The following is a 12,107-nucleotide window of genomic DNA, read 5'->3' on the forward strand; positions in this document are numbered from 1 at the left end:
TTCCGCAGCCTCAGCCGATGATGCCCGTGTGCTCGAGCACGATGTTCACGCCGATCAGGATGAGCACGACACCGCCGGCGATCTCGGCCGGCTTGCCGAACCGGGCTCCGACGCGGCGCCCGACGACCACGCCGGCGAAGGACAGCACTGCCGTCGTCACACCGATGAGCAGCACCGCGCCGCCGATCGACACCGGCAGGAACGCCAACGTGACACCGACGGCCAGGGCGTCGATGCTCGTCGCGATTGCCAGGACCAGGAGTTCGCGGATCGGCAGACGGTCGGTGTCCTGCTCGGTGTCCTCGTGCTTCGAGAACGCCTCCCACAGCATCTTGCCGCCGATCAGCGCAAGCAGCCCGAACGCGATCCAGTGGTCGAAGGCGGCGATGTACTGCGCGAACGCCGAACCGAGCAGCCATCCGAGCAGGGGCATGAGCGCCTGGAACGCACCGAACGTCAGCGCGATGACGAGCGCGTGCCGCACGTCGAAGCGCTTCATGTGCAGGCCCTTGCCGAGGGCGACGGCGAAGGCGTCTGCGGAGACGCCGAGCGCGATGAGGAAGAGGGCCCAGAACGACATGGGGGCGGCGCCTTTCGAGACGGTCGGACGGAGACGCCGACGTCTCAGGACCTGACGATCCTGGCATGGTTCCGAGGACGAAAAGGCCTGATCAGCGGTATTCGTCGTGCCGAATCCGGGGGTTGGTGCGCCCGCCCCGGACCCCCGTGGTCGCCGCCGGTCGCGCCTCCGGTCCTCAGCGAGCGACGGACAGGGCGAAGGGCGCGAAACCGATTGCGCCGAGCAGGCTCGGCACCATCAGCGCCATCGACTCCGGGCCGGACGCGGTGGCGATCGGGCCGAGGTCCACGACCCACCCGTCCTTCCAGCCCAGGCTGCGGAGCAGTCCGCCCACCGTGGCCTTCGCCGCGGCGTCGTCCCCGGACACGAAGGCGGTCGGCGGGGTGGCGAGTGCCGCCGGCGCGGTCATGACCGAGAACAGCATCGTGTTGAGGCTCTTCACCACCCGGGTCTCCGGCAGGGCGGCCTGCAGCCGCTCGCCGAGGCTGCCATCGAGGTAGGCGAGTCCACCCGGCAACCCGTCGGCGGTCCGCGTGGTCGCGTTCGAGACGTCGAGCAGGATCCGTCCGGCGAGTCCGGCCCGCAGTGCGGTCATCCGCTCCAGGGTCGTGTCGCCCGGTGTGGCGTTGACCACGACCGCGGCGGTCCGGATGGCAGTCGCGACGTCGGCGACCTCGACCCCGGTGTCGGCCCAGTCCGGCCGGACGGAATCGGGATCGCGGACGCCGATGGTGACGGGGTGGCCGGCGGCGGCGAGGCCGCGCGCGAGCGTGCTCCCGACACGTCCGGATCCGAGGACGGAGATGGTGGTGGTGGTGCTGGTGGTCATGGGGTGTCCTTCGTGGTCAGGTGCGACGGGAGGGTCAAGGGGTTGGGGTCAGCCGCTCAGCGGGCGAGCACTGCTGCGATCGGGCGGGCGAGGTCCGGGGCCGCCGCGATGCAGTCCTCGCTCGCCAGCGTCCAGGGAGCACCGGTCGTGTCGATGACGGCACCGCCCGCTTCGTGCACCAGGAGCGCCCCGGCATCCAGGCCGGACCGCACCTGCCCGAACTGCCAGAAGCCGTCGACGTGCCCGGTGGCGACCTGCACGAGCTGCACCGTCGCGGGGACCGAGGCCGACACGAGCAGTGCTGCGTCGAGCATCCGGTCGATCGAGTCGCTCATCCGGCGACGGATCTCGGATGCCTCGCCCGGCTTCGCCTGACCGGTACCGACCAGGGCGGCTCCGAGCTCGGTCTTCCGCGAGGCGCTGATCGGGGTGCCGTTCAGCCGCGCACCGGCCCCGCGGACGGCCGTGAACACCTGGTCGAGTGCCGGCAGGACGACGGCGGTCAGGACGGGGACGTCGTCGCGCACGAGCGTCGCGGTCACGCCCCAGTTCGCGGATCCGTGGACCAGGTTGACGTTGCCCTCGGCGGCGTCGGTCACCCACCACTCGCCCGGGCCGAGCGTGCCGGTGCCCTCTTCGTCGTCGTCCCACTTCGCATCGGGCCGGAGGCGCTCGAGCGCCGGTCGGAGCACCGCCGTCGAGGCCGCGTCGTTCGCGTCGATCGCGGCGAGCAGCGACCGCCCGTCGTCGACCCGGTTCGCGGTCGAGAAGCGCTCGAGGAGCACCTGCGCGGCCGCGGTCACCGCCTCCGTCACGCCGGTGAGCAGCTGGTGGTCGTCCATGGTCGTCTCCTGTCCCGGCCGACGCGGTCCGTCGATCCGGGAGCAACGCTACGAACGCCGACCATTGCACACCAGTACATTCCGCGCACCGGTAGATTGCGTCTCGTGCAACTGGACCTGAACCTGCTCACCGCGCTCGACGCCCTGCTCGAAGAGGAGAGCGTGACCGGAGCCGCCGATCGGCTGCACCTGTCCGCACCCGCCATGAGCCGCGCGCTCGGACGCATCCGGATCGCCGTCGGAGACGAGGTCCTGGTGCGCAGCGGCCGGGTCATGCGGCCCACGCCACGCGCCCTCGCGATGCGCGAGGAGGTCCGGTCGCTCGTGCTGCGCAGCCGGCAGGTCCTGACACCCGAGACGACCTTCGACGCCGGCGCCCTGCACCGGACCTTCACGATCCGTGCGCACGACGCCCTGGTCTCCGTGCTCGCCCCGTGGCTCGTCGAGCACACGCACCGGGCCGCCCCCGGCGTCGGCCTGCGGTTCCTCGGCGAACCGGACGACGACACCACGGACCTGCGGCGGGGCGTCGTGGACCTGGAGATCGGTTCCGCCGAGCCCGCGACCGCCGAGATCGACCACCGGCACATCGCGACCGACCCCCTGGTCGGGCTGGCACGCCGCGGGCACCCGCTCCTGGCCTCGGGCACCGCCGACGTCGACCTGGCTGCGTGGGCAGGTGTGCCGCACGTCGTCGTCTCCCGCCGTGGCCGGTTCGGCGACCGGATCGACGAGCTGCTCGCTGCGACCGGGCGGTCACGGTCGGTGGTCGCGTCGGTCGCGTCCACGAGCGCTGCCGTGGAGATCGTGCGCGCGACGGACGCGGTCGTCGTCATCCCGGCGTCGGTGGCGTCACGTGCCGTCCGAGCGGACGACACCTCGGTCTTCACGCCGCCCGTCGAGCTGCCGGCGGTGTCGGTCGTCCTGACCTGGCACCAGCGCTCCACGTCCGACCAGGGGCACCGGTGGCTGCGCAGCCTCGTCGAGCAGGCGCTCGTCGGCACGCTGGAACCCTGACCGGCTTCGGCGACCCGGCTCACGTCTTCGACGTCAGCCGGATCGGACGGGAGGCCCGTGGCGGGCCCGCCACGGGCCTCCCGTCCGGTCTGCGGCGCGTCAGCGACCGGCTGCTGCGTGGGCGGCGACCTGGGCGGCGGACAGTTCCGTCCCGTAGACGGCCGCGTACCGCATGGACCCGGTGAAGTAGGCGTTGGCGGGCGAACCCGGCCATCCGCCGATGGTGTCGTAGCCGATCCGGAACCAGCCGGTGTAGTTCTCCGGCGTCTTGTACGCCGCGTTCGACGCGACCAGCGTGCCGTCGACGTACAGGCGCATGCCGTTGGCCGGTGACATCGTCGTCACGGCGTGGTGCCATGCGCCGTCGGTGTAGGCCTTCGGCGACGAGACGACCTGGGTCGTGCCGCTGTACGTCCCGAACGCGAGCTGCCCGCTCGTGTTGAGGTAGAGCTTGCGGTCGTGCTGCCCGGATCCGCCGGTCTGGCTGCTGCCGAAGCCGATGAGCTGTCCACCGGCGACCGTCGTCTTGAACCAGACCTCCTCGCTGAAGGTGGTCGGGTTGGCGTACGAGCGCGAGGTGGAGACGTAGCTCGTGGAGCCGTTCAGCACGTAGGCACTGCCGGTGTCGCGCGGGCAGGCGTTCGGGTCGGGCGTGACCGCCGTCATCGATCCCTGGTAGGTGCCGTTCACGCCGCGGCCCGACCAGTCCGTGGCGGTCTTCGCGTTCGTCGACTCGGTGAGCCGGTACGCGAACAGGGCGTTCGCGGTGTCGGCTCCGACGGCGCCCGTGCAGGTGAAGTACGGGGCGGTCGCGGCGGTGTTCGTGTCGTTCCGGACGGTGGCGCTGTAGGCGGAGCGCGTCGGCGCGAACTGGTTCAGCAGGACGACGACGGCCAGGGCGACCACGAGCAGGAGGGCGACGACGCGGCCGTCACGCAGGCGACGGAGGATCACGAGGGACGCACCGCCTCGACGCGGCCGACGGCCAGGCAGGCCACGAGCGGCACCAGGCACATGGCGATGAGCGCCACCCACCCGAGCGGGTCGAGGTCGATGTTCGAGGTCAGCTGGTAGTGCCCGTTCTTCGTGAGTTCGTGGATGACCACGCGGCCGACCTCACCGTCGACCAGGTGCACGGTGTTGCCGCCGTGGGCGTCGACGCGCACCGGGAAGATGCCGGACGAGATGACGGTGGCCTCGACGCCCGTGGGGCTCGAGGTGTTCGTGATGGTCGTCACGTTGACGAACGGCTTGAGCACGAACGCGGCGTACGAGACCGTCAGGGCGGAGCCGGCGATCCGGAGGCAGGTGCGGGTCACCCGGTCCGTGAAGGCACTGGTCAGGGTCAGGATCAGGAGCGTGCCGATGAGCAGGATCGGGGCGGCGCGGAACAGCCAGCCGAGGTGCGGGACCAGGAGCGCCGGGGTGCCGATCACGTCGGCCTGCGACAGCGTCCACGGGTCGACCGCGCCGTTCACGTCGCCGCGGGTGTGCAGGCCGCCGTCGGCGTCGATCGCGATGATGCGGTGCGTGTAGACGACGTCGGGGTTGGCGGAGGTCTCGAACGAGACGACGTCGCCGACGCGCAGGGTCGTGACGTCGACCGGCAGGTCGAGCACGAGGGTCCCCACCGGGGCTGCTTCACCCATCGAGGGCGTCTCGACGACGAACCAGCGGCCACCGGCGGACAGGAACAGCACCGCGGCGGTGAGCAGCAGTGCGGCGACCAGGGCGAGCAACCAGGCGAGGACGGTCTCGGACCGGGTGACCGCGCGACCGCGGAGGACCGGACGGTCGAGCGTGCCGCTGAGCGGGATCGCTGCGGTCTGGCTCATGTCGTGCTCCTGCGGCTCGGTGGGGTGCGGCTACTGCGCGTGGTGGAACGGGGGTGGCGACGCTCGGCCGGAGGGGGGTCGGTCGAGCGTCGCCGGTCTGGGGTCACGGGACGTCCCGGGACGGCTGGGGGAGCCGGCCCGGAGCGGGATCAGGCCGTGAACGTCCAGGTCATGGGGACCGAGGCTGCGAGGCCCTGGTAGGTGTTGCCCGCCGAGGAGTCGAGGGTCACCGCGAAGTTGAACGGCGTCGAGGCGCCGGCGGCCGGAGCTGCGGGCATCGTGAAGGCCGACGCTGCGGCGCCCTTGAAGCTGGCGAGCGTGCCGCTGAAGACCGTGGTCGAGCCCGAGGTGATGACGAGGTTCATCTTGGCGCAGAGGTCGGTCGCGGTCCCGTTCGAGGAGCCGTTGTTCGACTGGGTGCACGTGCTGCCCGGCGTCAGGGTGAAGGTGCTCGCGGCAGCGGTGCCGGTGTTCTTGATCGAGATCGCCGTGTTGACCGTGTTGCCCGGCGTCATCGTCGTGCTGCCGCCGAACTTGTTGATCGTCGAGCAGGTCGCGGAGTTCGTCGAGACCGAGCCGCCGTCGGTGCTGAGGCAGGTGACGGTCGCGCCGGCGTTCTGCTCCTGCATGATCAGCGTGCCACTGGCGGCGGTGTTGCTGCTGTTCGTGATGCTCGCCGCGAACCCGGACAGGGTGCCGGTGAGCGAGAGGGAGAGGAGCACGGCGGCGAAGATGCCGGCGAGGAGCGCCACGGGGGCGAAACGGATCCGCTTCAGCGCGGAGGTGCGGAGCTTGGTGGACACGGTGTACCTCATCGGTTCGGTGGTTCGCAGTGGTTGGGGGAAGCAAGTCACTCGGGCGGATTTGCTTCAATCATTAAGATAGTCACCGCTTGACCAAGTTAGCCACTCGCACACCTACCCCAGTGCGGGGGACGCTCCCGTCCCCCGGGTTCCCGACATGGAAGGATTCCCCCCGTGACCCCCGCCGCACCCGATGACGACGCCGCCGACCTGATGGCCGCGTTCACCGCTGTCGTGCGCGCGAACGCGAGCCTGGTGAACCAGCTCAGTGCCCGAGCCGGGGTGCACGAGAACGCCCTGCGAGCACTCGTGCTCATCAGCGACACCGGGTACTCCACGCCGACGGAGGTCGCCGGCTACCTCGGCCTGACCTCGGGCGCGGTGACGAACATGATCGACCGGATGAGCACCGCCGGACTCCTCGAGCGCGCGCCGAACCCGAACGACCGTCGTGGGTCGTTGCTGCGGCTGCTGCCGAGTGGCGACGACGTCGTCGCGGACTACCGGCAGCGCTACGCCGCCATGCTCCGGGCGGTCGACGGCGCGCACGGCGGCGAGCTGCACGAGGTGCTCAACGACCTGGCGACGAGTCTGTACCAGCAGGCCGCGGCGGCGGGGGAGTAGGCGCTCGTCAGACCGGCTGGAGCGCCTGCTGCTCGCCGGCGGGGAGCTCGACCCGGATGCGGTCACCCGTCCGGACGACACCGCCGGTCACGACGACGCTCATCACGCCGCCCTTCCGCACCACCGCACCGTCCTCGTCCCGCCCGAGCACCTCACGCAACAGACCCGGTTCGAACCCGTTGATCTGCTGGCACGGGTTCCGCAGGCCCGTCACCCGGACGCACGCCTCGTCGCCGAGGTGCAGCACCGTGCCGGTGGGCAGGCTGAGCAGGTCGACACCGCGGGTCGTGACGTTCTCGCCCATCTGGCCCGGCTCGAGGTGGTACCCGGCGTCGGCGACCTCGTCGAACACCTCGGCGTGCAGCAGGTGCACCTGCCGCAGGTTCGGCTGGGACGGGTCACGCGCGACTCGAGACCGGTGCTGGACGGTCGTCCCGGCGTGGGCGTCGCCCTCGATGCCCCAGCCCTCGACCAAGGTGACCTCGTCGACCACGGGCTTGCTGAACCGATGGACGTCGTCCCGGCTCACGGCGATCACACGCGGCTGGTCGTCACGGTTGTCGGTCATGGTGCGATTCTGGCGCAGGTCGGGGTCCGGCGCAGCACAGATCTGGTCACGCGCTCACGCGCTCACGCGCTCACGCGCTCAGCTTCGCGAACGCGGATCGGTGCCAGACCAGCGGGCTGTGCGAGAAGTCCGACATCAGACCGTTCACCCGGAGGACCACGATGTCGTGGTCACCCGCCGGGTAGGTGTGCTCGACCGCGCACTCCAGCCAGATCGGGGCTCCTTCGAGGAACACCGCGCCGGTGTCGGAGACCATCGTCTCGATGCCGACGAACCGGACGGACTTGTCGCGCGACGCGAGCTGCCTCGTGACGGGTTCGTGGCGCTCCCCGAGGACCGAGACCCCGATCGTCCGTGCGCCCGCGAGCGCGGGCCAGGTGGTCGAGGTGTGCTGCACGGCGAACATCACCAGCGGCGGGTCCTGGGAGACACCCACCGTGAACGAGGACGCGACGAGGACGGTCGGCTCGTCGTCGACGACGGCGGACAGCGCGGCGACGCCGCACGGGAAGCCGGAGAACGCCTGGCGGAGCAGGGCCGGATCGGCGGTGGACGGTGCGGTGAACATCGGGACTCCTTCGAGGGTTGGCGGGCAGAGGGTCAGGCGGCGTCCGCGTGTGCGGTGAGTCCGGACCGGTCGAGGGCGGTGGTCACGGCGCGGACGAACTCGTCCGTCGCGAGGGCCGGGAACTGACCGGTCGAGGGCATCGCCACGACGTCGGTGCCCGGGACCACACCGAACGTGATCGGGTCGTCCGGGGTGAACTGCGCGGTCGGCGGCTCGAGGACGGTGAGGTGCACGCCGCCCGCCACGAGCGCGTGCATGTCCTCCCACGTCTGCCGGTGCCCGCGGAACACCGCGGGGTAGACCGAGGCGTACCGATCGGCGTTCGCGATCGTGTCCGCGACGGCTTCGTAGAGCACCCGTGGGTCGTCGCTGCCGTACAGGCCGACGTTCTTCGCGTAGAGCTTCATCAGCGTCGACCCGTCCGCCGGGAACGCGATCGGTGGCGCCCAGTCGTTGGCCCAGTGCTCGAACGCTGCGTCGTCCGGCTCCTCCTGCGCGTAGAGCACGGCGCCGGGGACCCGGTCCGCTCCGGCCGCGACCGCCATCGCGGTGACGAGTGCCGACCCGGTCTTCATCCCGACCGGCAGGAACCGGCCGACCCCGAGCCCGTCGAGGGCCTGCAGCAGCACGGTCGCGTAGTGACCCAGGGGTCGGTCCGCTGGTGCGTCGTCGGACTGTCCGAACCCCGGGGTGTCGAAGGCGAGCACGGCGACGCCGTCCGGGAACGCCTCGAGGACGGGGTCGTAGACCGCCGAGGTGCGAGGTGACTCGTGGTACATCGCGATGACGCGCTCGGCGTCCCCCGGGGTCGGTCCGCCGGCGCGGAAGTGCACCTGGCCCCAGTCGGTGTCGACGTAACCGCGCATGATGGTTCCTCTCGTCGGGCCGATGCCCGGTCAGAACGCCCGCAGGTTGTCCCGCAGGTGCTCGTGGTCGTACTCGGTGCGGGTCAGCCCGCGAGCCTGGAGCTCCGGGACGAGCCCGTCGCACACCTCGGCGATGAACCGCCGGGTGACACCGTTCGTCCCGATCAGGAAGCCGTCCCCACCGGACACGTCCGCGAACGCCTCGAGCTGGTCCGCGACCTGCTCGACGGACCCGACGAGCGCCGGACCGGCGCCACCGGCCTCCTTCGCGACCGCCTGCCGCAGCGTCAGCGTGGCGTTGCGGTCCCGGTAGAGCGCGAAGTTCTGGGTACCGTTCGTCGCCAGGTCGAGTTCGCCGAGCGGGGTGTCGAGCGGCACGGTCGAGAAGTCGATGTCGGTGGACTTCGACATCGTTGCGAGCGGGATGTCGATGTTGTCCATCGCGAGCTGGACGCGGTCGTCGGCACGTTGCCGCGCCTCCTCCTCGCTGGACCCGACGATCGGCCAGACCCCGAACAGCACCTTGACGTCGTCCGGGTCGCGCCCGACCGCCGCGGCGGCGTCACGGACGCGGTTCCGGTAGTCGCGCGCCTTCTCGGGTGACGAGTGGATGGCGACGATGGTGTCCGCGTACTGCGCTGCGAACGCGATGCCGCGCGGCGAACCACCGGCCTGCGAGATCACCGGGCGGCCCTGTGGCGAGGGCCCGGAGTTCAGCGGCCCCCGGGTCGAGAAGTGGCTTCCCCGGTGGTCGGCGTACCGGACCTTCGTGTGGTCGGCGAAGGTCGCCGTGCGACGATCCGCCACCACCGCCCCGGGCTCCCACGTGTCGAACAGCGCGGTCATCGAGCGGACGAAGTCCTCGGCCACGTCGTACCGGGAGTCGTGCTCGTCCATCCCGTCGTGGCCGTAGTTCTGCAGCGCACGGTCGCTCGTGCCGGTCACCACGTTGACGCCGAACCGGCCCTTCGACAACTGGTCGAGCGTGCCCGCCATCCGCGCGAGCAAGTAGGGGTGGTACGCGAAGGTCCCGGCCGTCGCGATGATCCCGAGCCGTTCGGTCGCCTGCGCGAGCAGTGTCGCGACGATCATCGGGTCCTGCCGCGGCGCCTGCATGGCGTACTTCAGGTAGACCTCCATGGAGTCGCCGTAGCGGTCGCCGACGAAGGTGTTGTCCTCGATGAGCACGTAGTCGAACTTCGCGCGCTCCATGGCCCGGGCCAGGTCGACGAAGATCTGCGCGTCCTGCCAGTCGTCGCCGATCGAACCGGAGAACGGCTGTGCCCAGGCGGGTACCGAGGTCCCGTTGCAGAACCACCCGAGGTGGAATGGTGAGGCGGTCATCAGTGCTCCAGTCCCGACGCTCAGAACGCGGCGAGGTTCGCTTTGAACGTGGACTCGGGGTAGTCGCTGCGGATGAGTCCGCGCTTGCGGAGCTCCGGCGCCAGACCCGATGCGATCTCGTCGATGTACCGGCGCGAGTGCGTCCGCACCGGTTCGCCGCGGATCAGGAACCCGTCACCGCCGACGGCCTCCATGACCTCGTCCATCTGCTCCGCGACCGACGCCGGTGTGCCGACGAGCTCGACGGCCTCGGTCTGCTGCCCCATCAGCGCCTCGCGGATGGTCTTGCCCTGCGTGCGCTTCCGGAACTGCTCGAGCCCGGACTGGTGCCCGTTCGTCGAGACGTCGTCGGGTAGCGGGGCGTCCAGGTCGAACTGCTTGAAGTCGACCTCGGTGGTGATCGACATGATGCCGAGGATGGTCTCGATCTGGTCCTGGGTCAGCTCGTTCCGGCGGCGCGCGATCTCCTCGGCGTCGGCCTGCGTCTCGCCGAGGACGGGCTGGATGATGTACATGACCTTGACGTCGTCGGCGTCCCGCCCGTGACCGACGGCACGCGAACGGATGTCGTCGCGGTACTCGCGCATCTGGTCGACGCCCTTGGGCGCCGAGAGCAGCACGTTGGCGTGCCGCGAGGCGAAGTCACGCCCCTTCGGCGAACCACCGGCCTGGCAGATGACGGGGTGGCCCTGCGGCCCGGCCGGCAGGTTGAGCGGTCCGCGGACCTTGAAGTACTTGCCGTCGTGGTGGATGGGGTGCACCTTCGTGTGGTCGGCGAGGTACCCGGACTCGCGGTCGGCGACGATCGCGCCCGGTTCCCATGAGTCCCAGAGGTCCTTCACCACGGTGATGAACTCGTCCGCCATCACGTAGCGCTCGTCGTGTGGCGGCAGGTGGTCGAGGCCGTAGTTCTTGCCGGCGAGGTCCTCGGAACTCGTCACGACGTTCCAGCCGATGCGCCCCTTGGTCAGGTGGTCCATCGTCGCCATCACCCGTGCGACGAGGAACGGCGGGTAGAACGAGGTCGACATCGTGGCGATGAAGCCCATGTGCTGGGTGACCTGCGCCAGCATCGGCAGCAGCGGCACCGGGTCGCCCTTGGGGGAGTGCAGTCCGTGCTTCAGGTCGTTCTCGGTGCTGCCGCCGTAGGTGTCACTGACGAGCGTGGAGTCCTCGAACATCATGAAGTCGAAGCCGGCGCGCTCGAGCGAGCGGGCCATGTCCATGTAGTACTCACCGTTGAGCCAGGTGAGCGGAGTGTCGGCCGCCCAGGGGGACTTCCACGCGGGCGTCTTGAACGGGGTGAACCACGCGAGGTGGAAGGGGTCGGCTGCCATTCGTGCTCCAGAGGGGACTGAGGTGGTGGTGCGACCAGTCGAGCAGTGCGCGATTTCGCCGCCGCTGCGGCACCGTGAGGATTCGATTACGCGTGCACCCGATCGCTCGGACCACCCGCTGATCGGGGGTTTCAGGCGGACGTGGAGATTTCCGCCTGCGGTTCGGGCGTGCCGGTGGTCCGGTCCGCCACCGCGCCCGCCAATACGCCGGAGCGGTGGCCGGCGAGCACGGCGTCGGCGGACGGCACCGGGATCCGGTAGGCCGACGTGATGGTCGTGTAGAGCGCGCCGCCGAGGCGGCCGACGGGGCGGTAGCGCTCGATGTCGATGCGCCCACGGTCGTCGATGACCCCGTCGTCGGTGTGCACACCGACCACCTCGGCGAAGACGAGCGTCGCGCCGGGCATCTCCTTCTCCTCGGTCGCACGACACTCCAGGGCGACCTTGGCACCCGCCAGGCGTGGCGGCGTGACGACGGTGCTCGGGGTGGTGTCGAGTCCGAGCAGGGCCGCTTCGTCGACGTCGGCGTCGAACAGCGCGGCCGTGTCCGTCTGGTCGGCCTCGAAGCCCTCCGTGACCAGGTTGACCACGAAGTCGCCGGTGTGCCGGATGTTGTCGAGCGTGTCCTTGCTGCCGGTGAAGGACACCATGAGCATCGGTGGGTCCATCGTGACGAGCTGGAAGTAGCTGTACGGGGCCAGGTTGTACCCGCCGGCGGGCGAGACCGAACCGATCCAGGCGATCGGCCGCGGCACGACCGCGTTCTTGATCATCCAGATGAAGTCGACGTGTTCGGACGAGGTGTCGAGGTACATGCGGTGGCCTCCTGGCGCGCGTTCGTGGGTCGAGATCTGACGGGAGGCTCGGTGCAGGTCCGGTGGGTCGGCGCGCCTC

Annotated in this window: 14 protein-coding genes; 2 read left to right on the plus strand and 12 right to left on the minus strand. The window is 70.4% G+C overall.

Annotated elements, in window-relative coordinates; all coding sequences use genetic code 11:
• Positions 1-10: 10 nt before the first annotated feature.
• The 3 genes from EDF33_RS02495 to EDF33_RS02505 form a co-directional block, all read right to left on the minus strand.
• Positions 11-580, minus strand: coding sequence for a manganese efflux pump MntP family protein (locus EDF33_RS02495; protein WP_123937103.1), 570 nt, complete (start codon positions 578-580; stop codon positions 11-13).
• Positions 581-755: 175 nt separating this feature from the next.
• Positions 756-1,409, minus strand: a complete 654-nt coding sequence (locus EDF33_RS02500; protein WP_132099220.1) for an NAD(P)-binding domain-containing protein — start codon at positions 1,407-1,409, stop codon at positions 756-758.
• Positions 1,410-1,465: 56 nt separating this feature from the next.
• Positions 1,466-2,251: an inositol monophosphatase family protein gene (locus EDF33_RS02505; RefSeq protein WP_132099221.1), complete on the minus strand. Its 786-nt coding sequence runs from the start codon at positions 2,249-2,251 to the stop codon at positions 1,466-1,468.
• A 105-nt stretch (positions 2,252-2,356) separates the two neighbouring features.
• Here EDF33_RS02505 and EDF33_RS02510 point away from each other — a divergent pair, with 105 nt between their 5' ends.
• Positions 2,357-3,268: a LysR family transcriptional regulator gene (locus tag EDF33_RS02510; RefSeq protein WP_207906616.1), complete on the plus strand. Its 912-nt coding sequence runs from the start codon at positions 2,357-2,359 to the stop codon at positions 3,266-3,268.
• 99 nt (positions 3,269-3,367) lie between these two features.
• On the opposite strand, the gene EDF33_RS02515 is transcribed toward EDF33_RS02510, so the two are convergent.
• The 3 genes from EDF33_RS02515 to EDF33_RS02525 form a co-directional block, all read right to left on the minus strand.
• Complete coding sequence (locus tag EDF33_RS02515) at positions 3,368-4,222, minus strand: LamG domain-containing protein (protein WP_131920838.1); 855 nt, start codon at positions 4,220-4,222, stop codon at positions 3,368-3,370.
• Positions 4,219-5,103 carry a S26 family signal peptidase gene (locus EDF33_RS02520; protein ID WP_123292956.1) on the minus strand — a complete coding sequence of 295 codons (885 nt, stop codon included), beginning with the start codon at positions 5,101-5,103 and terminating at the stop codon, positions 4,219-4,221. The genes EDF33_RS02515 and EDF33_RS02520 overlap by 4 nt, the downstream gene beginning before the upstream one ends.
• 149 nt (positions 5,104-5,252) lie before the next feature.
• The gene (locus tag EDF33_RS02525; RefSeq protein ID WP_123293393.1) at positions 5,253-5,906 is read right to left on the minus strand and encodes a hypothetical protein; all 654 of its coding nucleotides are present in this window, start codon (positions 5,904-5,906) and stop codon (positions 5,253-5,255) included.
• Between the two features lie 174 nt (positions 5,907-6,080).
• On the opposite strand from EDF33_RS02525, the gene EDF33_RS20355 reads away from it, so the two are divergent.
• Positions 6,081-6,530 (plus strand): MarR family winged helix-turn-helix transcriptional regulator, encoded by a 450-nt coding sequence (locus tag EDF33_RS20355; RefSeq protein WP_185040719.1) that lies wholly within the window; start codon positions 6,081-6,083, stop codon positions 6,528-6,530.
• A 7-nt stretch (positions 6,531-6,537) separates the two neighbouring features.
• Here EDF33_RS20355 and EDF33_RS02535 read toward each other — a convergent pair whose 3' ends face one another.
• From EDF33_RS02535 to EDF33_RS02560, 6 genes are all read right to left on the minus strand, one after another.
• Positions 6,538-7,098 (minus strand): MOSC domain-containing protein, encoded by a 561-nt coding sequence (locus EDF33_RS02535; protein WP_123937107.1) that lies wholly within the window; start codon positions 7,096-7,098, stop codon positions 6,538-6,540.
• A 70-nt stretch (positions 7,099-7,168) separates the two neighbouring features.
• The gene (locus EDF33_RS02540) at positions 7,169-7,666 is read right to left on the minus strand and encodes a flavin reductase family protein (protein WP_132099222.1); all 498 of its coding nucleotides are present in this window, start codon (positions 7,664-7,666) and stop codon (positions 7,169-7,171) included.
• Positions 7,667-7,698: 32 nt separating this feature from the next.
• Entirely contained in the window at positions 7,699-8,532 is an 834-nt protein-coding gene (locus EDF33_RS02545; protein WP_132099223.1) for an alpha/beta fold hydrolase, read from the minus strand.
• Positions 8,533-8,562: 30 nt separating this feature from the next.
• Positions 8,563-9,876 (minus strand): NtaA/DmoA family FMN-dependent monooxygenase, encoded by a 1,314-nt coding sequence (locus EDF33_RS02550; protein ID WP_132099224.1) that lies wholly within the window; start codon positions 9,874-9,876, stop codon positions 8,563-8,565.
• Between the two features lie 20 nt (positions 9,877-9,896).
• Positions 9,897-11,213, minus strand: a complete 1,317-nt coding sequence (locus EDF33_RS02555) for an NtaA/DmoA family FMN-dependent monooxygenase (RefSeq protein WP_132099225.1) — start codon at positions 11,211-11,213, stop codon at positions 9,897-9,899.
• Between the two features lie 131 nt (positions 11,214-11,344).
• The gene (locus tag EDF33_RS02560; protein ID WP_132099226.1) at positions 11,345-12,028 is read right to left on the minus strand and encodes a flavin reductase family protein; all 684 of its coding nucleotides are present in this window, start codon (positions 12,026-12,028) and stop codon (positions 11,345-11,347) included.
• Between the last annotated feature and the right edge of the window lie 79 nt (positions 12,029-12,107).

The organism is Curtobacterium sp. PhB146 (assembly GCF_004342995.1).
GTDB lineage: Bacteria > Actinomycetota > Actinomycetes > Actinomycetales > Microbacteriaceae > Curtobacterium.